This window comes from Halobacterium sp. BOL4-2 (genome assembly GCF_016917835.2).
Lineage (GTDB): Archaea > Halobacteriota > Halobacteria > Halobacteriales > Halobacteriaceae > Halobacterium > Halobacterium salinarum.
Map to the genome: position 1 here is coordinate 1,611,648 of NZ_CP070332.2, position 22,628 is coordinate 1,634,275.

Sequence of the window (22,628 nt, forward strand, 5' to 3'; positions counted from 1 at the left end):
GCGCGCTCAGAGGGCGTCAGCGATGGCGGGCGCGGCGGACACCTCGGAGACGGCGCACTCGATGGTGTCGGTGCCGTAGACGGCTTCGACGCCGGCGCGCGCGAGCTTCAGGCGGGCGTTGCCGGCGAGCAGCGGGTGGACGGTGGCGACGAACACGCGGGCGGGGTCGTCGAGCGCGGTGATGGCTTCGCTCATCGTGGTGCCGGTGGCGACGATGTCGTCGGTGACGACGACGTCGCGGCCGGCGGTCTGGATCTCACTGGGTTCGACGGTGACATCGCTACCGGAGTGTCTGACCTTCTGGAAGTGATCGGTGACGCCGGTGCCATAGGCGTCCCGGACGCTGGTGGCGAGATCGGTCGCGCCGTGGTCGGGGGAGAGGAACACGGGGTCAGTGAGATCCGCGGGCAGCGGCGCGGCGAGCTGTGGCGCGGCGTCGACGCCCGCGGCAGGCACGTCGAAACACTCCAGGACGCCGTCCTCGTGTGGGTTGACCGTGAGCACGCGGTCGGTGCCCGTGGAGATGGCGCGAGCGACCGCGCGCGCCGACACCGGCTGGCCGGGGTCGAAGGCGTCGTCCTGGCGGGCGTACCCCATGTACGGCAGGACCGTGATGATCTCGGACGCGCCGGCGTCGCGGGCGGCGTCCTGGAGTTGCAGCACCTCGATGTGGGCGTCGCTGGTCGGCGTGGACGCCACGATGACCGCGCGCTCGCCGTCGACGGCCGGGGGAACGGTCACCAGCTGCTCGCCGTCCGGGAACGAGTCGTAGGCCACATCGCCGAGCCGCTCGCCGGTTGCGGCGGCGAGCGCGGCCGCGAGTGACTGACTCGAGGACCCGCTGAGTAACATACGCGAGTGGACTCGGGCCGGCGGCTTACACGTTTCCTTTGGCTGCCTGCACGACCGCCGGGCGCGGGCTGCGCCGCGGTGTCGGTGCTTCGGCGTGGGTCTCTAATGGCGCGCTTGCCCCCCATGCGTTTCGGATCAGAAAACCGCGAACGAGCGGAGAGTAGTAGAACGTGGTACTCGTATGGGCGCGGAGGAAACGCGCGCGATCGTCGGAGCCGTCTGATTTCGTCTGCCAGCGGCTGTGAACGTGCTTGAGCGAGATAGAGTAAGCGCAGCAAAAACGACAGCGTCGCTAATAACCGCACGTATGACAGAATCGCGGAGCCGTTCTCTTACGAAGGCGAGGAACGGGCCAACTCTGTTCGGGAGACTGGTGAGAGAACAACGAGCAGAGTGCGCTCGATACCGTAGACCATATCTTTGATGCGCGAGCAGATCAAATTGATGACTGAATTAACAAGGGTAGAGGCGTCATTTTCGGGTATCGGGATTCCGAAACGAAAGTAGGAAACTAGAATTTTTACTCGTATGTCATCAGAGAAAACTCTCGATATTATCGCCACCCTGAGTGTGTTGGCGATGGTGGCTACGTGGGCGCTTGAGGGGAAAGATTTGCTCCTGCTAGTAGCAGTAGCCTCTCTTATATTAGGCCACATTACACGTAAATTTCGGACCCAGGGTCCTGATAAGTGAGCGACACGACTCCCGGTTAGGATACCATAACTGGACGTGCGGCCGAGAGTAGGGGATTGACTGAAGCGTCTCGGATAGCCCCAGGAAAGCGCACCTGATCGTCGGGACCGTCTGATTGCGTCCCGACCCTCACCGGTCGGGAGTGTGCCCGACGACCGTGACGGCGGCGGCGTCGGGCAGCCCGAGGCTGCGGTGGCGGGCGTCGCCGTCGCCGTCCACGACGATCAGCGTCCCGGCTGCGGTGAGCAGGATCGTCGTGTCGACGGCGTACGTGGCGTCGACGACGCGGGCGGCGTCCGACGGCGCGATGTCGCGACAGGGCTGCCATGCGTCGGTGCGGTGTTCGAAGCAGGCTTCGGGGGTGGCGGCGTGGGCGACGCCGGTCGCGCCCGGCGCGGCGGAGGCGGGGTCGGCGGCGACCGTGCGGAACGCCCCGGTGGCGGCTTCCCGCCAGCCGTTGCCCAGCGCGAACAACCCCTCGCTGGTGGCCGCGTGTGGCACGCCCGGGGCGGACACGTCGTATGCGTCGTCCAGGCCGGCGTCGGCGAGACCGGCGTCGGTGAGCCGGTGGACGCCGTCGGTGGCGGCCACGAGGTCGGCGTCGAGCGCGCGAACGGTGGCGTCCGTGAGGACCGCGCGGTCGGTCCACGCGCCGGCGTCGGGGTCGTACTGGGCGATCCGGCCGTCCTCGTCGGCCGCCAGGACGGTGCCGTCGAAGCCGGTGACCGCGACGGCGGCGGGGAACCCGATGTCGGCGAACGCGCTGTCCGGCGGTGCCGTCGACAGCACCACGCCGTCGGCGGTGGCGGCGGCCACGCCGAGCCGGGTGGCGGCGACGTCGCGGGCGTCACACCGGTGTTCGAGCGCGAACTCGCCGACAGTGCTGGCGCCGATGTGGGCCGCGGTGATGCCGAGGCCGGCGGCGATGTACGCCACGTGGGCGTCGGTGTCCTCGACGAACACGTGGTCGTCGCGAATGGCGGGCATGCGTACAGCCGGGTCGGCTGCACGCTAAGTGGTTGCGGTTCTCTCGAAAGCGCTTTGCAAGCCCGGGGGGACTACTGACGTATGCGACGACGAACAGTGCTTGTGGGCGTCACCGGCGCGCTGTTCGGGGTGGGCGGCGGCTGTCTGACGATGGGAGCCGACGAGACCGCTCGCGTCCGCGCGAAGCGCCCGTCGGAGTCCGCTGGGGACGGTGAGACACACGTGTGCACGCTCTCGGAGGCGTTCGTGACCAACCACCAACCCCTGGAGCGCGTGGCGTCGGCGACGGTGGAGAACGCACCCCGCGGCGAGTGGGTGACCGAGGACATCACCCGGGAGGCCGGCGACGCCCTCGCCGACGACCTCCGGGAGCACTGTGATGCCACGGAGGGGCCCTACCGCTACCAGGACACGACGCTGGTCGTGGAGGTTCGCGTGCTCGACGACGACGGGAACGTGGGTGACCCGCTGTTCCCCGTGAACGTGACGCGTTCGGAAGCGATTAGAGGCGGCCGCACGCAGGAGGATGCATGAACGTCTTCGGGTCGAGCGGAACGCGGGGCGTGGCCAACGAGGAGCTCACACCGGGGTTCGTGTTGCGCGTCGCGAAGGCGGCCGGCTCGGTGTGGCGCGCCGACCGCGTCGCGGTCGCACGGGACACCCGAACCACCGGCCGCATGCTCGAAAACGCGGCCGTCGCGGGCCTCCAGAGCATCGGCGTGGACGTCGACCGGCTCGGGGTGGTTCCGACGCCGGCCACGCAAGCGTACGCGGAGCGCGCCGGCGTCCCGGCGGTGATGGTGACCGCGAGTCACAACCCCAGCCAGTACAACGGCGTCAAGCTCGTCGGCAGCGACGGCGTCGAGCTGGCGGTTGCCGACCTGGAGCGCGTGGAGCGCGCGTTCACCACCGAGCAGTTCGACAACGCCGCCTGGGACGGTGTGGGAGCCGACCGGGAGGTGGCGTCCGCGGGCCGCGACTACCGCGCACAGCTGACCGACGCCGTCGACCGGGCGGCGATCGCGGCCGCCGACCTGACGGTCGCCCTGGACCCGGGCCACGGCGCGGGCGCGCTCACCAGCCCGACGTTCTACCGCGAGCTCGGGTGTGACGTCGTCACCGTGAACGCCCAACCGGACGGCCACTTCCCCGGCCGGGAGCCCGAGCCGGTGCGCGAACACCTCGGCGACCTCGGCGCACTCGTGCGCGCGGCCGACGCCGACGTGGGGATCGCCCACGACGGCGACGCCGACCGTGCCATCTTCGTCGACGAGACCGGCGAGTACATCGAGGGCGACGCCACGCTCGCGGCGCTTGCGGAGGCCGAGCTCGACGCCGGCGACACCACGGTGTCCGCGGTGAACGTCAGCCAGCGCCTCGTGGACGTCTGCGATCGCACTGGAGCGACGCTTGAGCTCACGCCCATCGGCTCCACGCAGATCATGACCCGGATCCGCGAGCTGGAAGCCGAGGGCGACCACGTCCCGGTGGCCGGCGAGGGCAACGGCGGGATCATCTTCCCGGAGTACCGCATGACCCGCGACGGCGCGTACACTGGCGCACGGTTCCTCGAACTGCTGGCCGACGGCACGCCCGCAAGCGAGGTCGTCGCGCCGTACGACGACTACCACAACGTCCGCGTGAACGTCGACTACGACACGGAAGCACAACGGGGGGCGCTCCTCGACGCGGCGGAGGCGCGCGCGCTGGACGCGGACGCCGACCGCACCACCATCGACGGCTACCGGCTGGACTACGGCGACGCCTGGGTGCTCGTGCGGCCGTCGGGCACGGAGCCGGTCGTCCGCATCTACGCGGAGTCCACCGACCACGAGCGGGCCGAATCCCTCGCGGAGGCGTTCGCCGCGGATCTGCGCGCGGCGCGGGCCGACGCCTAGTACTCGTCGAGCGCGTCGCGCAGGCGCTGTTCGCGGGCTCGCGCCCGCTGAAGGTCGTCGGCGACGCCGGCCGCGATGCGCTGTTTCTCGTCGGCGGTCAGCTCGTGGGTCGCGACGGCGGCGTCCCGCAGGCGGTCGTAGTCGTCGCCGCGCACCCGCCGCCGGACCGCGTGCAGCGGTTCGAGCACGTCGTCGCCGGCGAACCGCGCGACGACCGACACCAGTTCATCGAGCCGGTACTGGAGCGCCGCGGCGGGCGCTGGCGGCCACCCCACGAGGAGTGGATCGGCGTCGAGGCGTTCGAGGTACGTGCGGTTCCCGCCGACGGCGCGCTTCAGCGTGCGCGGCGCGGCGACGTAGTGGTCCAGCTTCGACGGCGAGTAGCCGGCGTACTCGAGCAGCTGGGGGATCGGCTCCGTGCCGGCCGCGCGGTCGGCGACGAAGTCAGCGAGCCCCTCGGGCGCAGGCTCGAACCCCACGAGCGGGTAGGCCTCGGTGGTCCGGACGAGCGCGATGACCTCGCGGGCGGGCGCGTCGCGGCGGAACGACTCGAACGCCGACCGGACGGCGTCGTCGTAGGCGTCGATGGGCTGGCGGAGGGTCTCGACGGGCGCGTCGAGGTCGGCGTTCCCAAGCCGTCGGAGGCGCTCCAGTTCGGCGACCGTGTCGGCGGCGGCGTCGGCGGCGTCGGCCACCCGCGAGCGCGCCGCCCGGTAGTCGTCGTGGGCGTCGGCGCGGTCGTCGAGGCGGCCGACGAGGTCGCGGGCGTCCTGGAGGCGACGCCGCGCCGTCGCGAAGTCGTCGGCGGACAGGCGGCGCTTCTTGAACAGTTCCAGCAGCGACTCGAAGGTGTCGCGCTCGGGCAGGTCGTCGTCGAACCCGTCGACGAGCGCGACGAGGTCGTCCTGGAAGTCCAGATACGACTGGAAATCACCGGTGCCGGTGGCGTCGCCCTCGTACTGGTCGAACAGCCGGTTGAGATCCGCCAGCGCGGTTCGAAGCGCTCGAAGCCGATCAACGCCGTACGTTTCGACGGCGGCGTCGGCGTCGGCGGCCGCGTCGGCGGCGTCCCGGAGCGCACCGACCAGCGCGTCTGGATCCGCCTCCGGTGCGGGCTGCGCGTCGGACATACGCGACAGAACGAGTGACCGCGGGATAGGCCTTCTGTCACCCCACCCGGACTACACGCGCGCCGAGTCCAGGTCGATGTCCAGCTCCGCGAGCACGTCACGGGCCGCCTCGCGGTTTTCCTGGTGGGTTTCGAGGAACTGTGCCATCAGGTCGGCGGCCTGCTCCTTGCAGCCGCCACAGAGCCGGTCGCCGTTGGCGCACTCGGCGTAGACCTCCTCCGCGAGGGCGTCGTCATCGCCCGCGAGCAGGTAGGCGTACAGCTCGTACACCGGGCAGTCGTCGGGCTCGCCGCCGCGCTCGCGCTGCTCGGCGGCGGTGTCGCGGCCGCCGGTGGTGGCGGCCGCGACCTTGTCGGCACCCGTCTCGGGGTCGTCGAGCAGGCTGATGTGGCTGGCCGGCTCCGAGGACGACATCTTCCCGCCGGTCAGCCCCGTCATGAAGCGGTGGTAGACCGACGACGGCGGCACGAACCCGTAGCCGCCGTGGTCGACCTCGACGGCGAGCGCGAGGTCCCTGGCGGTCTCGGCGGACAGCTCGAAGGCGTCGACGTGCCCCTCGAAGACGCGCTTCTCGCCGGCGATCTCGTCGATGAGCGCCGTGAACGCCTCGTCTGTGGCCTGCCGGTCGAAGAACCGAACCCGGGGACGCAGCGGCTCCATGCCCGCGTTCTCCAGTTTCTGAACCACCGATTCGGCGGTGGCCGCATCGACGCCGTCGGCGGCCGCGGGCTCGGCCGCGAGCCAGTCGGCGGCCTCCGTACACCGGGGCTGATCGGTGTCCGCGGCGTACTGGCTGCGGGCGTCGTAGGCGGCGCGGACGAGCGGGCGCTCGTCGTCGTCGAACGCCACGCTGGCGAACGCCTCGGTGACCTTGAAGTAGCGCGTGCGCTCGGCGAGGTCGCGGGCGAACCGCACGTGGGGGTCCTGGTCCGGGCCGACCGGGATGACCGTCGGTTTCGGCGCGTCGAGTTGCGGGTAGAGGATGTCGGCCATCTGCGTGACGACGCTTTGCATGTGGGACACGTCGGTGTCGCCGCCGAACCCGTAGATGGCTTCGAACTCCGAGGTGTTGGCTTCGATGCCGAGCTCGAACGCGAGGTCCTGGAGTTCGCGGTTCGTGGACTGGCGGTAGAGCTCGCCCTCGTCGGCGTCGAAGCCGAGCGCGAGCAGGCTCAGCAGGTAGTCCTCGGCGTGCTCGTCGATCTCCGCCCAGTCCAAGCCCCGGGCGGAGTGCGCCTCCAGGTCGGCGATGAGCGCGTACGCGTCCCCGCCCTGTTGTTGGTGCCAGATGAGCTCGTCGAACACCATCTTGTGGCCGATGTGTGGGTCCCCGGTGGGCATGAACCCGGACAGCGCCGCGAACGGCTCGTCGTTGCGCATCGCCGCCGCCACCCGGCGGTAGTCGCGGTGTCCGAAGATGATCGCGCGCCGCATCAGCGGGTGGGGTGTGGGCACGCCGTCGAGGACGTCCTCGAAGGCTTCGATGCCGAACTCGTCGAAGAGCGCGCGGTAGTCCGAGATGGTTGCCGACCCCCAGGGGTCGAGTGCAACGTCGTCAGCACCGGCCGTGTCGTCTGTGTCGTCGGATGTCATGGCGTCAATCGACTCACCGAAAGCCAGCGAATCGTGTCGTCTGTGTCGTCGGTAGCCGCAAAAACCATTCGCTTGCGGACGCCGTGGGCCAGTCGCACGTCGAGCGAGAGGTCCCCCGGGGAGAACACGTGGGTGTCGGTGATCACGCGCACCAGCAGCTCCGAGTGCCCGAGGTCGTCGACCGACGACACCGCCGAGTACACGCGGAAGTCGGCGCCGAACTTGAACCCGGTTTTCGGGACCGCGCCGGCGTCACGGAGCGCGCGATAGACGGCCAGCCGGCAGTCGAAATGCTCGCCCTCACCGAGCCGCCCGCGGGCACGAACGTCGTCGATGGTGGCGTCGGTGAGCGTCAACACGCCGGCGTCGATGAGGTACGCCGCCTCCACGAGCGACAACTGGAGGGCGTCGTGGTCGGCGGCGCGCCCGCCGAGGGGCTGGCCGTAGAAGCCGGCGTTGTGCAGGCGCTGTGGCGGCTCCCAGACGAGCACGCGGTCGTCCAACAACACCCCCGGGACATCGGTGGGGCGGTCGAGGGTCGTCTCCCCGGTGGGGGTTTCGGGGGCGATGTCGAGGTAGGTGATCTCGCTTTCCTCGTCGACGACCGCCAGCACCGACTCCGAGAGCCCGTCGACGGGGAGGGTCGTGCGCTCGTCGACCACGCGCACCCGGTGTTTCACGACGCCGTCGCGGCGCGTGTTCCCGCGCGGGAACACCACGAAATCGCCGTCGCCGGGGTCGCGCCACCACGGGTCGCGGTCCGGCACCAGGTAGAACCCCCGATCCCGGAGGTCGACGTAGACCAGAAACCGGGCGGCGAACCCCGCCTCGCGGTCCGTGAGAAACGCCCGAAACCCCATGCCGTCGACGGAATCGAGGTCGCCACGGAACAGGAGGTGGGCGGCCTCCACGAGCGACACCGCGATGTCGTTGCCGCCCAGCGGGTAGCCGTACCCGCGTGCGTCGTGGAATCGCTGGCGGGCGTCGCCACCGATATGCACTGTATCCCCGCGCAGATCGCCGTCCATACCCCACGGACACGGCCAGCACTCAAAGCGACTGCGGTGCGCGCTCGCAGTCGCCGTCCAGACACCGAACGCCGGTGGCGGTCCTGATCGCGGGCAACCCACACCCACAGTCGCCGGCGGTCGTCCCGTGGGGAAGCCGGAACCGCGCCCCGCAGGACTCGCAGGCGGCGTGCAGTCCACGCTCGGACGCCACCCCGAGCGCCGCCCCGCAGCGACACGTCCAGTCGATGGCGTCGGCGACCGCGGCCGCGATCGGCTCGCAGTCGCGGTCCACGCAGGCGGTCACCGTCACGCCACGCGCCACCCGGATCCGCGGCAGCCCGCAGGCCGCACACGCGTCGTCGACGACCGCCACGTCGCGCGGGATCGAATACTGGTCGCGGCAGTCCACACACACCACGCGGCCGCCGTCGCGGACGAACGCGCCGCCACACTCACAGCGCCCCACGGGCGGCCCCGCGGGCGACACCGGATAATGGGCGTCGCCGTGCTCGGTCGCGCTCTCGACGACGAGGCGCTCGTCGCCGTCGGCGGCGTCGATGCGGAACCCGCTGGCGTCGCGCGTGTACCGCACGACACCGGGCCTGGTGAGCCACGCCGCCGGCTGGTAGCCGTCGGCGTCGTGCACCAACACGGTGTCGTCGGGTTTCACCACGACCACCACGTCGCCGCGCAGCACGCGGTCGGTGGACGCGTCGTTCTCGTAGCGCACCGCACACTCCCCGGCCAGCACTCGGATGGCGTCCTGCATGCGTGTGGGTGGCCGCGGTCTCCGGTTTCAATCCTCGGCTACACCACGTCGACGGTGCGGGTCTCGGTCACGGGTGGAAGGGGTAACTCCGCGAACGCGACCGTGACCTCGAACGTGAGCGTGTCCGCGTCGGGCGCGCCGAACACGCCCACCGGCACCGACAGCGCGCCGTCCAGGTAGCTGGTTTCGGTGGTCATCTCGACGCCGTTGACGGTGACCGTGACGCCGGCGTTGGCCCCGCCGCCGTGGTTGCGGACGGTGACCTCACGGAGGTCGTTGTCACCGGCGGGAACGGAGTCCGGGAAATCGCCCCAGTCGACGGCGACAGCCGGCAGGCCGGCGGCCTGCTCGTGGACGCTCTCGGCGACGCCCGGCGCGAGACCGGCGTCCACGAGCCCGGAAACGCCCGCATCACGGACATCCCCCGGGGTGTCGATGCCCTCGTCGTGGAGTTTGTGCGCGCGTCCAGCGGCGACACCCTCGATGGCCGTCAGGCCAACGGCGGCCTCGGGGACGCCGGTGTCGATGCGGGCCTCCAACCGGGCCGCAGCGTTCGCACCCAAGGCGTCGTCGTACCGGTCGAAAAACGCCCCCAGCGCCGCCAGCAGCCGGAGCGCGTTCTGCGTGATCACCCACGCGTCCGAGCGGAGTTCCGAGGGGACTGCGCCCCGCATGCTCGCGCGCAGGATCGCGTACACCTTCCGCGGGCCGTCGGCCATCTCGTCGCCGCTGTGGCCCAGGACGGTGTGGATCGCGTCCTGCTCGGAGTGGCGGGCGCTCACGGAGTCGAACTCGCCGGCGGCAGCCACCGCGCGCAGGATGGCGCGGTCATCGGCGGCGTCGTCGATGACGGCGCGGAACTCGCGGGCGGTGTCCAGGCGGAGGTAGTACGTCGACGCCAACACCCCCAGCCGGGTCGCCGACAGCCCGAGATCCGCGTCGGTCTCCACGAACCCCTGGTCGATGAGATCGTCGAGGGTCGCCCGGACGCGATCGCGCAGCGTCGAGAACTCGTAGGCGTCGGGCGCGGACTGCGCGCGCTGGTAGTAGAACGTCGTTTCGAGCCACGCCATCACGTCGCCGAGGTCACGGATCGTCCCCATCGCGATCTCGGCGTTCAGATGCTCGGCGAGGTTGCCGTCGAGTCGGCTCTCGATCTCGTGGCCCTCGTCCAGCAGCGTCCGATAGGTGTCGGCGTCGCTGGTGTCACACACCACCCAGCCGTAGCCCACGTCGTCGTAGCCGGGGCGGCCCGCGCGACCCAGCATCTGGAGGACGTCCAGGGGGCTCATGTCGACCTCTCCCTCCAGGGGGTCGTGGAGTTTCGTGTCCCGGATCACCACGCAGCGCGCCGGCAGGTTCACGCCCCACGCCAGCGTGGACGTGGAGAACAACACCCGGATCTTGCCCTCGCGGAACCACTGCTCGACGTGGCTTTTGTCGGTGGTCGACAGCCCCGCGTGGTGGAACGCCACCCCGTCGAGCACGGACTTCCGCAGCGTCTCGTTGTCGAGCGCCTCGGTGGCCGTGTGGAAGTCGTAGTCGCCCCGCGACCCCACCGGGATGTCCCGCTGTGCGATCTCGTCTCTGGTCTTCTTGGCTGCCTGCACGGTGTCCTGGCGGGACGCCACGAACACCAGCGACTGGCCGTCCTCCCGGAGGTGTGGCTCGGCCAGATCGAGCGCCGTGAACAGCCGCCGGTACTTGTCCGCGAACGGGTTGTCACCGTGGTCGTAGGTGCGAACGCCGGCGTGGAGGTCCACCGGCCGGTAGTCGTCGTCGAACTCGAAGGTGGTGTCGGGGGTGGCGTCCAGCCAGTCCGCGACGTCGCCGATGTTCGGCATGGTCGCCGACAGCGCGACCACTCGGGGGTCACAGAGCCGCCGCAGCCGCGAGACCACGACTTCGAGGACGCTCCCCCGGGTCTCCGAATCCAGCAGGTGGACTTCGTCGATGACCACGCACTCCACGTCGGTCACGAACGCGTACCGCGGGGAGTCGTGTTTGCGGGTGGCGGAGTCGGCCTTCTCGGGAGTCATCACGAGCACGTCGGCGCGCTCGGCGCGCCGCGGGTTCAGGTCGCGCTCGCCGGTGACCACGTACACGGAGTATCCGAGCGCCTCGAAGCGCTCCCACTCGTCTTCTTTCTCGTTGGTGAGCGCGCGCAGCGGCGCGACGAACAGCGCCGTCCCGCCGTCGGCGAGCGTCTGGCAGATCGCGAGCTCCGCGAGCGCCGTCTTCCCGCTGCCGGTGGGCGCGGACGCCACCACGTTCGCGTCGGATTCCAGCAGCGCCGGCACCGCCTCCCGCTGCATCGCGTTGAACTCGTCGAAGGGAAACGCCTCGGCGAACTCCGGAACGACCTCGGCGACATCCATCGCTGAAGGGGAGGGGCGGCCGGCGGATAGGCGTTTCTAGTCCGACGCGGCGGCGGTCGCGGCGCGCTCGATCAGGCCCGTCGCGCCGCTGGTCTGCGCCCAGAAGTAGGCCGTGACGCCGACCGCGCACGCGACGTTCGAGGCGGTGATCGCCCAGAACGCGGCGTGGACTGGCACCGAGAACACCACCACGTACGCGCCGAGGGCGGCCACGGGGAGCCGCACCCCCCAGTACTGCAGCAGCGTGGCGACCATCGAGACGGTGGTCTTGCCCGCGCCGTTGAACCCGCCCTGGATCGGGTAGATGAGGCCGAACGCCCAGTAGCCGACGGCGAGTATCTGGAGGTACGCGACGGTGTACGTCAGTTCGATGCCGGAGAACGTGGGCGCAAACACCGACACGATGGTGGCGGGACTGCTGTACTGGGCGACGCCGAGGACCGCCATCCCGGCGGTGGTGGCCCCGGCGGCCAGCCAGGTCGCGCGCGTCGCCCGATCGGGGTTGCCCGCGCCGACGTTCTGCCCGACGATGCTCGACACCGCGCTCCCGACGGCCGCCGCGGGGACGAACGCGACGGTGGCGATGCGCGCGCCGATGGTGTACGCCGCCAACCCCGCGCTGCCGGCGACGCCGGCGACGATGGCGACAACCAGCAGGCGCGCGATCTGGCGGCCGGCCTCCTGGCCGGCGTGGGGGACGCCGACCGAGAGCAGGCTGCGAACGGTGTCACGGCTGACCCCCAGGTCGGCGCGGCCGATAGTGAAACTGGTGCTGTCGACGCCGAGCCCGGCGACTGCGACGGTGAACCCGGCGACGTACCCGATCGCGGTGGCGAGCGCGGCGCCGAAGATGCCGTAGCCGGCGAACCCGGGGAGCTGCCAGCCGACGATCAGAAACGGGTCGAGGACGACGTTGGTGAGCACGGCGACGACGTTGATGAGCATCGACATCCGGGAGTCACCCCAGCCGACGAACCCGGATTCGATGGTGTCGCTCATGCCGCCGAAGACGCGGCCGACGGTGGTGACAGTGAGATAGGTGGCACCGAGTTGTATGACCGCCTCGTCGGAGAGCAGGACCCCAACGAGGTCCGGTGCCAGCCAGAGAACCACCACAGCCAACAGGAGGTTGGCAGCGCCGACGAGCACGGTCGCATGGAACCCGGTGCTGCGGGCCGCCGCGGCGTCGTCAGCGCCGACGTGTTGGGCGACGAGCACCCGGCAGCCGATCGTGGCGACGCTGGTGGCGAGGGCGAGTAATCCGATGAGCGGCGCGACCAGACCAACGGCGCTGACGGCGTTGCGGCTGACCCGCCCGAGCCAGAACACGTCGACGATCTGCTGGACGACGACGACGTACTGCTGGACGACGAGGGGGGCGGTGAGCACCAGTAGCGCGCGGGGGAGTGACCCGCCGGTGATCTCGTCACGTGAGAGATCAAACATGAGTGGGGTGTGTTACCGATTGGTTTTCCAGCGCCGTGGCATTAATCTATGTATCTGTGGGTCGTATTGCCGGGGCAACAATCCCCAGCATTTTTGCGGCTGGTCCCGAAGGAACTGGCATGAGTAGCCGCCGGAAGCCGGAGTGGCTAAAGATGCGGCCGCCGTCCGGGGAGCGGTTCACGGACATCAAGGAGACGCTCCGCGACAACGACCTCCACACGGTCTGCGAGGAGGCGTCGTGTCCCAACATGGGGGAGTGTTGGAGCGGCCGTGACGGCCCCGGCACGGCGACGTTCATGCTGATGGGGGATCGCTGCTCGCGTGGCTGCAACTTCTGTGACGTGAAAACCGGCGGCATGGAGCCCCTAGATCCCGATGAGCCGGCGAACGTCGCGGAGTCCGTGGCGGAGATCGGGCTGGACTACGTGGTGTTGACGTCCGTCGACCGCGACGACCTCGACGACCAAGGCGCCGGCCACTTCGCGCGGACGATCCGGGAGATCAAAGAGCGCGACCCCTCGATCCTGGTGGAAGTGCTGATTCCGGATTTCCAGGGCGAGAAATCGCTGGTTCAGAAGATCATCGACGCGGGGCCGGACGTGATCGCGCACAACATCGAAACCGTCGCGCGCCGGCAGGTCCCCGTGCGGGACCGGCGCGCGGGCTACGAGCAGTCCCTGTCGGTGCTGGAGTACGTGACCCGGGAGTCGGACATCTACACCAAGACGAGCATCATGCTGGGGGTCGGCGAGTACGACCACGAGGTCTACCAGACGCTTGGAGACCTCCGGGAGGCCGGCGTGGACGTGGTGACCCTGGGGCAGTATCTCCAGCCGTCGCGGTCACACCTCGACGTCGCGGACTACGTCCACCCCCAGAAGTTCGAGACGTGGCAGCGCGTGGCCGAATCCGAGTTCGGGTTCCTGTACTGCGCGTCGGGACCGATGGTGCGGTCCTCGTACAAGGCCGGCGAGCTGTTCGTGGACGCCGTGCTGCGGGAGGGCAAAAGCGTCCAGGAGGCCCGCCGGAACGCGCGGCGTGCGGCGTCAGAGTGAGGCCACTGGCGGCGATCACCGTCCGACCGGTCGCCGACGACGACGTCCGGGCGGCGTCGGTTCGATTTCGTATTTTTCCCGGGAATGGCGCTCGTTCTACCCAATCAGTCCACTGAGACTGGACAGTGGGTTGAAATTCGATGGCAGCGATCCCCATGGAAACGATTGTTACGAAAATCATATAGTCGCAGGGGTAGATCCTCCGCACATGTCAGGACGGGGGTACCCGTGACCGAGACCATTCATCGAGCACCCGACGACACCTACCGGGTGCTGGACGAGAACGGCGAGCTGGTCGACGGCGCGGAGGTACCGGACCTCACCGACGACGAGCTCGTGGAGATGTACCGCTACATGAAGCTCGCGCGGCGCTTCGACGAGCGCGCGGTGAGCCTCCAACGGCAGGGTCGGATCGGCACCTACCCGCCGCTGTCCGGCCAGGAGGGCGCACAGATCGCGTCCGCGATGGCGCTTGCCGACGACGACTGGATCGTGCCCAGCTACCGCGAGCACGGCGCCAGCCTGGTTCGCGGCCTCCCACTGAAAGACACCCTGCTGTACTGGATGGGTGACGAGCGTGGGAACGCGATCCCGACCGAGGAGAACATCTTCACGGTCGCGGTGCCGATCGCCAGCCAGATCCCCCACGCCACCGGGATGGGGTGGGCGTCGCAGCTCAAAGACGAATCCGACACGGCGTTCATGTGTTACTTCGGGGACGGCGCGACCTCCGAGGGTGACTTCCACGAAGGCCTGAACTTCGCGGGCGTCTACGACACGCCGAACGTGTTCTTCTGCAACAACAACCAGTGGGCGATCAGCGTCCCGCGCGAACAGCAGACAGCGACGGACACGCTCGCCCAGAAGGCCGCCGCCTACGGCTTCGAGGGCGTGCAGGTCGACGGGATGGACCCGCTTGCGGTCTACCAGGTGGCACACGACGCCATCGAGAAAGCGAAAGATCCCGACGAGGACGAAATGCGGCCGACGCTCATCGAGGCCGTGCAGTACCGGTTCGGCGCGCACACCACCGCCGACGACCCGTCGGTCTACCGCGAGGAGTCCGAGGTCGAGGCCTGGAAGGACAAGGACCCGATCCCGCGTCTGGAGACGTTCCTCGTGGAGACCGACCGCCTCGACGAGGCGGCCATCGAGTCCATCGAGGCCGACATCGAGGACGCGGTCGCCGACGCCATCGAGGCCGCCGAGGAGACGCCGCGGCCCGACCCCGCATCGATGTTCGAGAACGTCTACGCGGAGATGCCACAGCGCCTAGAACAGCAACTGGAGTATTTCCAGTCGATCCGAGACGAGTACGGCGACGAGGCGCTCCTGGAGGACTAACGATATGAGCGAGAATCTGACGCTAGTGCAGGCGGTACGGGACGGCCTCCACGACGGGATGGCCGAGGACGACGACGTGCTCGTGATGGGCGAGGACGTCGGGCAGAACGGCGGTGTGTTCCGGGCGACCGAGGGCCTCTACGAGGAGTTCGGCGACGACCGGGTCATCGACACGCCGTTGGCGGAGTCGGGGATCATCGGGTCGGCGGTCGGCATGGCCGCCTACGGCCTGAAGCCGGTGCCGGAGATCCAGTTCTCCGGGTTCATGTACCCGGGCTTCGACCAGGTGGTGAGCCACATGTCGCGGCTGCGAACGCGCTCCCGCGGCCGGTTCACGCTCCCGATGGTGCTGCGTGCGCCGATGGGCGGCGGGATCCGCGCGCCCGAACACCACTCCGAGTCCAAGGAGGCGTTTTACGCCCACGAGGCCGGGCTGAAGGTCGCGATGCCCAGCACGCCGTACGACGCCAAGGGGATGCTCATCGCGTCCATCCGGGACCCGGACCCCGTGGTGTTCCTCGAACCGAAGAAGATCTACCGGGCGTTCCGCGAGGACGTGCCCGACGACCCCTACGAGGTCGAACTCGGCGACGCGGCCGTCCGCACGGAGGGTACGGACGTGTCGGTGTTCACCTGGGGGGCGATGACCCAGCCCACCGTTGAGGCCGCCGAGAACCTCGATCGGATCGACGTCGAGGTCGTGGATTTGCGGAGTCTGAGCCCCATCGACTTCGACACGATCATCGAGTCGTTCAAGAAGACCGGGCGCGCCGCGATCGTCCACGAAGCCCCGAACACGGGCGGCCTGGGCGCGGAGATCACGGCGACCATCCAGGAGGAGGCGTTGCTGTACCAGGAGGCCCCCGTCGAGCGCATCACCGGCTTCGACGTGCCGTTCCCGCTGGCGGCCCTGGAGGACTACTACCTGCCCGAGCCCGCGCGCATCGCGGCCGGCATCGAGGAGGCGTTCGACTTCTAAGATGGCCCGCGAATTCACGCTACCTGACGTCGGAGAGGGCGTCGCGGAGGGCGAACTCGTGCGGTGGCTCGTCGACGAGGGCGACACCGTCACCGAGGATCAGCCGGTCGCGGAGGTCGAAACGGACAAAGCCCAGGTCGAGGTGCCCGCGCCGGTCGACGGCACGGTCCAGGAACTCCACTGGGCGGAAGGCGACGTGGTGCCGGTCGGCGATCTCTTCGTGACGTTCGACGTTGACGGCGAGGCGTCGGCCACCGCGGACGACGGCGACGAAAGCGGCGACGAGGCCGCGTCGGCGACCAGCGAGGCCAGCGGCCGGACGTTCGCGCCGCCGAGCGTTCGCACGCTCGCCCGCGAGCTGGGCGTCGACCTCGACAGCGTCGAGGGGAGCGGGCCGTCGGGGCGCATCACCGACGGCGACGTGCGCGCCGCCGCGGAGGGCGGCGAGGACACCACGGAGCCGGCCACCGAGTCCACGTCCGCGACGGAACGCGTCGACGAGGACGACACCGCGGCGAGCGCCGGCAGCCAAGAGCCGGCGGGCCGCGAGAAGACGCTTGCGGCACCCGCGACCCGCGGGGTCGCCCGTGAGCTGGGCGTCGACATCAACGACGTGCCGGCGGTCGAACAGCGCGACGGCGAGGCGTTCGTCACCGCGGAGGCGGTCCAGGCGTACGCCGAGGGCGGGCAGGCCGCGCAGGGCGAGGCGGGCGGCGCAGCCACCCGCGAGTTCGTCGCCGGCGGCGAGACCACCGAGCCCTACCGGGGCATCCGCCGCACCATCGGCGAGCAGATGGCCGAGTCGAAGTACACGGCGCCACACGTCACCCACCACGACACCGCCGTCATCGACAGCCTCGTGGAGACGCGTTCGAAGCTGAAAGCGCGCGCCGAGGCCGAGGACGTGAAGCTGACGTACATGCCGTTCGTGATGAAGGCGGTCGTCGCGGCGCTCAAGGAGTTCCCCGTGTTGAACTCCGAGCTCCGCGAGGACGACGAGGAGATCGCGCTCAAGCAGGATTACAACATCGGCGTGGCGGTCGCGACCGACGCCGGACTGATGGTGCCGGTCGTCGAGCACGTCGACCAGAAGTCGATGCTTGAGATCTCCACGGAGATGAACGACCTCGTCGAGCAGGCCCGCGAGCGCTCGATCGCGCCCGCGGACATGGACGGCGGAACGTTCACGATCACGAACTTCGGCGCGATCGGCGGCGAGTACGCGACCCCGATCATCAACTACCCCGAGACGGCGATCCTGGGGCTGGGCGCGATCGACGAGCGCCCGGTCGCCGAGGACGGCGACGTGCGGGCGGCCCAGACGCTGCCGTTGTCGCTGTCGATCGACCACCGCGTCATCGACGGCGCGGAGGCCGCACAGTTCACGAACCGCGTGATGGAGTATCTGACTGACCCCGAACTACTACTACTCGAATAATCATGGTTGTCGGAGACATCTCGACTGGGACGGACGTCGCGGTCGTTGGCGCTGGCCCCGGTGGCTACGTGGCGGCGATCCGCGCGGGACAGCTCGGCCTCGACGTGACGCTCGTCGAGAAGGACGCCTACGGCGGCACCTGCTTGAACTACGGCTGCATCCCGTCGAAGGCGATGATCACGGCGTCGGGCGTCGCCCACGAGGCGGGCCACGCCGAGGAGATGGGCGTGTACGCCGACCCCGACGTGGACGTGGCGGAGATGGTCGACTGGAAGGACGGCGTCGTCGACCAGCTCACGGGCGGCGTGGAGAAGCTCTGCAAGGCCAACGGCGTAAACCTCATCGAGGGGCGCGCGGAGTTCGCGGGCAGCGACAAGCTGCGGGTCGTGCACGGCGGCGACGGCCAGGGCTCGGAGACCATCGAGTACGAGCACGCCATCGTGTCGACGGGCTCTCGGCCCATCGAGGTGCCGGGCTTCGACTTCGGCGACGACCCCGTGTTGGATTCGCGGCAGGCGCTGGCGATGGCGGAGCTGCCGTCGTCGATGGTGATCGTCGGCGGCGGCTACATCGGCATGGAGCTGTCGACGGTGTTCGCGAAGCTCGGCGTGGACGTGACCGTCGTGGAGATGCTGGATGGCATCCTGCCACAGTACGGCGACGACATCGCGCGCCCCGTGAGACAGCGCGCCGAGGAACTCGGCATCGACTTCCACTTCGGCCTCGCGGCCGACAGCTGGACGGACACCGACGACGGCATCGTGGTCACCGCCGCCGACGAGGACGGCGAGGAGACCGAGTTCGAGACCGAGAAGGTGCTCGTGGCGGTCGGCCGCCAGCCGGTCACCGACACGCTGAACCTGGACGCCGTCGGCCTCGAACCGAACGACGACGGTCGCCTGGAGACCGACCACGAGGCCCGCACCGACGTCGAGAACGTCTTCGCGATCGGCGACGTCGCGCCCGGCCCGATGCTCGCGCACAAGGCCAGCAAGGAGGGCGAGGTCGCCGCGGAAGTCATCGCGGGCGAGCCGGCGGCCCTGGACCACCAGGCCGTGCCGGCGGCGGTGTTCACCGACCCCGAGATCGGGACCGTCGGGCTCACCGAGGACGACGCCGCCGCGCAGGGATTCGACCCGGTCGTCGGAACGTTCCCGTTCAACGCCAGCGGGCGCGCGCTCACCACGGGCCACGACGACGGCTTCGTGGAGGTCGTCGCCGACGAGGAGTCGGGGTTCCTGCTGGGCGCACAGATCGTCGGCCCGGAGGCCAGCGAGCTCGTCGCCGAGCTCGGCCTCGCGATCGAGATGGGGGCCACCCTGGAGGACGTCGCGTCCACCATCCACACGCATCCGACGCTGTCCGAGGCCACGATGGAGGCCGCCGAGCACGCGCTCGGCCACGCCGTCCACACGCTGAACCGGTAACCCACACACCCCCGACGTGTTTTTCCCGTCGCCGTGGGTATCCGCGGACATGGATACGGTGACGCTGGGGCCGTCGGGGACGTACTCACACCGCGCCGCGAGCGCTGTTTCTGCCGGCGACGTGTCGTTCATGGAGTCCGTGCGCGACATCGTCGATGCGGTTGCGGTGGGTGACGCCGACCGCGGCGTCGTGCCCATCGAGAACAGCATCCAGGGGTCGGTGACCGAAACGCTCGACGCGCTCGCGGACACCGACGGCCTGGCGGTCGTCCGGGAGGTGGTGACGCCGATCCGGCACGCGCTGCTCGCCCAGGACGACGGGTTCGACGCGGTCGCCAGCCACGCGCAGGCGCTCGCGCAGTGTCGAGAGTACCTCGACGCCACCCATCCGGCGGTCGACCGCCGGGCCGTCGCGTCGACCGCGCGCGGCGTCGAGGTGGCGCGCAACGACGAGACCACGGCCGCGATCGCGCACCCGGACTCCGCCGACGGCACGGAGCTTGACGTGCATGGCTCCGGGATTCAGGATCGCGCCAGCAACGAGACGCGGTTTTTCGTGGTGGGGCCGGCAAGCGAGCGCACGCCGGCCGGCGGGAAGTCCTCGATCATCGTCTACCCGAACGCGAACCACCCCGGGCTGCTGTTGGAGCTGCTGGAGCCGTTCGCCGACCGCAACATCAACCTGTCGCGGGTCGAATCCCGGCCGTCGGGGGAGCGACTGGGCGACTACGTCTTCCACGTGGACATCGCGAGCGGGTGTTACGAGGAGCGCACCCGGAACGCGGTCGCGGACGTGGCGGAGATCGCGGCAGCCGGCTGGGTGCGGCGGCTGGGGTCGTACGACACCGAGCACGTGGCGTGAGTGTCAGTCGTCGGCTTCGTCGACGTGGATCGCCGGCCGCCCCGGTTCGGCCTTGTTCGCGACGCTGTCGGCGGCGTCTTCGGCGGCGAGCACGCGCACCGGCGCGTCGAACTCGGCTTCGAGCAGCCACACGGCGCGCCCGAGCGCGTCGCGTTCGCCGTCCGGTCCGAGCACGTCCGGGAACGCGGGCGCTTGGGCGGCCAGGTCCTTGGCGTAGTCGGCGGCGTCCTCGCCGTGCTGCTGGAGGGACTGGTCGCTCATCACGGAGCCGACGACGTTCCCGTCGGCGGCTTTCGCGCGGGCGAGCACGTCGTACATCCACTCGGGGGCCGTGACGACGTCGACGCCGGTGGGGTTCTCGATGCCCGCGGTGTCGACGATGTCCCGGACGTCCTCGCGGGTCTGCTCGATCAGGCTGGTCGCGCGGTCGTGGTCGCTGACGTCGCGGTCGGGGGTGGGCCACGCGGCCTCGGCGACGAACCCGTCGCCGCCCAGCGCCGTCCAACACTCCTCGGCGACGTGGGGGGCGATGGGCGCAAGCAGCTTCACGGCGGCCGTAACGCCGCGCGCGACGACCGCGGGCGCGGCGTCGTCGCGGTCCCGGTACCGCACCAGCAGCGACACCAGCTCGTCGACCGCCTGCACGGCGCGGTTGAACTCCATGTCGTCGAAGTGCGTGGTGGCGGCCTGAACGGTCGCGGCGGTCTCGCGGGCGACGTACTCGGCGGCGGGATCGAGGTCACCGTCGGCGGTCGCGTCGGCGTCGACCGCCCGCGCTATCGAGAGCAAGCGCTCAAGGAAGGTGTGACTAGAGCGAACGCCCTCCTCGCTCCACGGGAAGTCCTTTGACGGGCGGGCCGCGCGCAGCGTGAACAGCCGCGCGGTGTCGGCGCCGTACTCGTCGACGATGCGCTCGGGGGCGACGCCGTTGTCCTTGGATTTGGACATCTTCGTGCCGTCCTCGCCCAACACCATGCCCTGTGTGGTCAGGCCGGCGAACGGCTCGCGGTGCTCAAGCATGTCGAGGTCCGCGAACGCCTTCGTCACGAACCGCGAGTACAGCAGATGCATGACGGCGTGCTCGTCGCCGCCGACGTACTCGTCGACGGGCAGCCAGTCGTTGGCGCGCTGGGTGTCGAAGGGCGCGTCGTCGAACGCCGGGGAAGCGAACCGCAGGAAGTACCACGAGGAGTCCAGGAACGTGTCCATCGTGTCGGTCTCTCGGACGGCGGGCGCGCCGCAGTCGGGGCACGTGGTCTGCTTCCAGTCCTCGGCGGCGTCGAGCGGGTTCCCAGTGGTGTGGACGAACTCCGGGAGCTCCACGGGCAGGTCGTCGTCGGGGACGGAGACCGGCCCACACGACTCGCAGTGGACGATCGGGATCGGGGTGCCCCAGTAGCGCTGCCGGGAGACCCCCCAGTCGCGGAGCTGATACTGGACGGCGGACGCGGCGCCGTCGATGTCCGCGGTCAGCTCCTCACGGGCGGTTTCGCTGTCCAGGCCCGTGTAGTCGCCGGCATTGACGAGCACGCCGTCCGCGGTGTAGGCGGCGGCCTCGACGTCGGCGTCCTCGTCGCCCGCGGGCGCGACGACCTGCCGAACCGGGAGGTCGTGGGCCTGGGCGAACTCGTGGTCGCGGTCGTCGTGGGCGGGCACCGCCATCAGCGCGCCGGTGCCGACGTCGGACAGCACGAAGTCCGCGACGACGACGGGGATCTCCGCACCCGTCGCGGGGTTCGTGGCGGTGAACTGCGTCTCGACGCCCTGTGGCTCGTCGCCGTCGGGATCGGCGACCTCCTCGACGAAGTGTGCCACGTCGTCGTCGCGGTCGGCCGCGGCCTCCGCCAGCGGGTGATCCGGTGCCAGCGCGAAATACGTCGCGCCGTGGATGGTATCCACCCGCGTCGTGAACGCCACCACGTCCTCGTCGCCGTCGGGCGTGTGCACGGTGAACGGTACTTCGACGCCGTCCGTGCGGCCGACCCAGTTGCGCTGCATGTCCCGGACGTTCGACGGCCAGCCGTCCAACTCGTCGAGGCCATCGAGCAGTTCGTCGGCGTACGCGGTGGTCTCGAAGAACCACTGGTCGAGGTCGCGCTCGGTGACCGGCGTGTCACACCGCCAGCACAGCTCGTCGTCGCCCTCGACTTGCTCGTCCGCCAGCACCGTCTCACAGGACGGACACCAGTTCACCGTGGCGGCCCGGCGGTCCACGAGCCCGGCGTCGCGGAACTCGGTGAACAGCCACTGGTTCCACTTGTAGTAGTCGGGGTCACAGGTGGTGATCTCGCGCTCCCAGTCGTAGCCAAAGCCCAGCGCCTCGAACTGGTCGCGCATCTGGTCGATGCAGCGCTCGGTCCACTCCCGGGGGTTGGTGTCGCGCTCGTTGGCGGCGTTCTCCGCGGGCAGCCCGAACGAATCCCAGCCCATCGGATGCAACACGTCCTCGCCGTCCATCCGGCGGTAGCGGGCGAACGCGTCGGTGATGGCGTAGTTCCGCACGTGGCCCATGTGGAGCTGACCGGACGTGTACGGGAACATCGCCAACACGTACTCCGGGTCGTCGGCGTCGTCGGGCACCCGGAAAACGTCGGCATCGTCCCACTCGCGTTGCCAGTGTTGCTCGATGGCGTGGTGGTCGTAGGTGGCTTGCTCTCCCATGTGTCTCTCTTGGCGGACACTGCGTGACCGACCGACAAATGCCTTTCAGTACGGCAGTCCCCCCGACTCGGGCACGAGCGACCGCCCACCGTGCGGGTGATGGGTG

At 69.8% G+C, this 22,628-nt stretch carries 17 protein-coding genes; 8 read left to right on the plus strand and 9 right to left on the minus strand.

Translation table 11 applies throughout. The annotated features are described in order from the left end of the window. Positions 1 to 6: 6 nt before the first annotated feature. Both prs and JRZ79_RS21870 read right to left on the minus strand, forming a co-directional pair. Positions 7 to 852 carry a ribose-phosphate diphosphokinase gene (prs, locus tag JRZ79_RS21865; RefSeq protein ID WP_205252196.1) on the minus strand — a complete coding sequence of 282 codons (846 nt, stop codon included), beginning with the start codon at positions 850 to 852 and terminating at the stop codon, positions 7 to 9. An 822-nt stretch (positions 853 to 1,674) separates the two neighbouring features. Continuing rightward, positions 1,675 to 2,532, minus strand: coding sequence for a hypothetical protein (locus tag JRZ79_RS21870; RefSeq protein ID WP_205252197.1), 858 nt, complete (start codon positions 2,530 to 2,532; stop codon positions 1,675 to 1,677). A gap of 81 nt (positions 2,533 to 2,613) precedes the next feature. Between JRZ79_RS21870 and JRZ79_RS21875 the strand changes: the two genes are divergently transcribed. Then, positions 2,614 to 3,066 carry a hypothetical protein gene (locus JRZ79_RS21875; RefSeq protein WP_205252198.1) on the plus strand — a complete coding sequence of 151 codons (453 nt, stop codon included), beginning with the start codon at positions 2,614 to 2,616 and terminating at the stop codon, positions 3,064 to 3,066. Then, a complete protein-coding gene (gene glmM, locus JRZ79_RS21880) occupies positions 3,063 to 4,430 on the plus strand; it encodes a phosphoglucosamine mutase (RefSeq protein WP_205251141.1) in 1,368 nt (455 codons plus the stop codon). The genes JRZ79_RS21875 and glmM overlap by 4 nt, the downstream gene beginning before the upstream one ends. On the opposite strand, the gene JRZ79_RS21885 is transcribed toward glmM, so the two are convergent. Genes JRZ79_RS21885 through JRZ79_RS21910 form a run of 6 tightly spaced genes read right to left on the minus strand, consistent with a single transcriptional unit; the run spans position 4,427 to position 12,756 of the window. Then, positions 4,427 to 5,560 carry a hypothetical protein gene (locus tag JRZ79_RS21885; RefSeq protein WP_205252199.1) on the minus strand — a complete coding sequence of 378 codons (1,134 nt, stop codon included), beginning with the start codon at positions 5,558 to 5,560 and terminating at the stop codon, positions 4,427 to 4,429. The genes glmM and JRZ79_RS21885 overlap by 4 nt on opposite strands. A 51-nt stretch (positions 5,561 to 5,611) precedes the next feature. Next, on the minus strand, positions 5,612 to 7,153 hold the full coding sequence (locus JRZ79_RS21890; protein ID WP_205252200.1) for a tryptophan--tRNA ligase: 1,542 nt from the start codon (positions 7,151 to 7,153) through the stop codon (positions 5,612 to 5,614). Then, a complete protein-coding gene (endA, locus tag JRZ79_RS21895) occupies positions 7,150 to 8,181 on the minus strand; it encodes a tRNA-intron lyase (RefSeq protein ID WP_205251143.1) in 1,032 nt (343 codons plus the stop codon). The genes JRZ79_RS21890 and endA overlap by 4 nt, the downstream gene beginning before the upstream one ends. Before the next feature lie 22 nt (positions 8,182 to 8,203). Continuing rightward, positions 8,204 to 8,932: an endonuclease NucS domain-containing protein gene (locus JRZ79_RS21900; RefSeq protein ID WP_010903641.1), complete on the minus strand. Its 729-nt coding sequence runs from the start codon at positions 8,930 to 8,932 to the stop codon at positions 8,204 to 8,206. A gap of 38 nt (positions 8,933 to 8,970) precedes the next feature. After that, entirely contained in the window at positions 8,971 to 11,310 is a 2,340-nt protein-coding gene (locus JRZ79_RS21905) for a DEAD/DEAH box helicase (protein ID WP_205252201.1), read from the minus strand. A 36-nt stretch (positions 11,311 to 11,346) separates the two neighbouring features. Beyond that, complete coding sequence (locus JRZ79_RS21910) at positions 11,347 to 12,756, minus strand: MATE family efflux transporter (protein ID WP_205252202.1); 1,410 nt, start codon at positions 12,754 to 12,756, stop codon at positions 11,347 to 11,349. Between the two features lie 119 nt (positions 12,757 to 12,875). On the opposite strand from JRZ79_RS21910, the gene lipA reads away from it, so the two are divergent. The 6 genes from lipA (at position 12,876) to pheA (ending at position 19,861) form a co-directional block, all read left to right on the plus strand. Further along, a complete protein-coding gene (lipA, locus tag JRZ79_RS21915) occupies positions 12,876 to 13,811 on the plus strand; it encodes a lipoyl synthase (protein ID WP_010903644.1) in 936 nt (311 codons plus the stop codon). 228 nt (positions 13,812 to 14,039) lie between these two features. Then, positions 14,040 to 15,155, plus strand: coding sequence for a pyruvate dehydrogenase (acetyl-transferring) E1 component subunit alpha (gene pdhA, locus JRZ79_RS21920; RefSeq protein WP_205251146.1), 1,116 nt, complete (start codon positions 14,040 to 14,042; stop codon positions 15,153 to 15,155). A 4-nt stretch (positions 15,156 to 15,159) separates the two neighbouring features. Beyond that, positions 15,160 to 16,134 (plus strand): alpha-ketoacid dehydrogenase subunit beta, encoded by a 975-nt coding sequence (locus JRZ79_RS21925; RefSeq protein ID WP_205251147.1) that lies wholly within the window; start codon positions 15,160 to 15,162, stop codon positions 16,132 to 16,134. Position 16,135: 1 nt separating this feature from the next. After that, complete coding sequence (locus JRZ79_RS21930) at positions 16,136 to 17,572, plus strand: dihydrolipoamide acetyltransferase family protein (RefSeq protein ID WP_205252203.1); 1,437 nt, start codon at positions 16,136 to 16,138, stop codon at positions 17,570 to 17,572. Positions 17,573 to 17,574: 2 nt separating this feature from the next. Then, on the plus strand, positions 17,575 to 18,999 hold the full coding sequence (gene lpdA, locus JRZ79_RS21935; protein WP_205252204.1) for a dihydrolipoyl dehydrogenase: 1,425 nt from the start codon (positions 17,575 to 17,577) through the stop codon (positions 18,997 to 18,999). A 49-nt stretch (positions 19,000 to 19,048) separates the two neighbouring features. Further along, positions 19,049 to 19,861, plus strand: a complete 813-nt coding sequence (gene pheA / locus JRZ79_RS21940) for a prephenate dehydratase (RefSeq protein WP_205252205.1) — start codon at positions 19,049 to 19,051, stop codon at positions 19,859 to 19,861. Positions 19,862 to 19,864: 3 nt separating this feature from the next. Here pheA and leuS read toward each other — a convergent pair whose 3' ends face one another. Further along, positions 19,865 to 22,522, minus strand: coding sequence for a leucine--tRNA ligase (gene leuS / locus JRZ79_RS21945; RefSeq protein WP_205252206.1), 2,658 nt, complete (start codon positions 22,520 to 22,522; stop codon positions 19,865 to 19,867). Positions 22,523 to 22,628 lie beyond the last annotated feature (106 nt).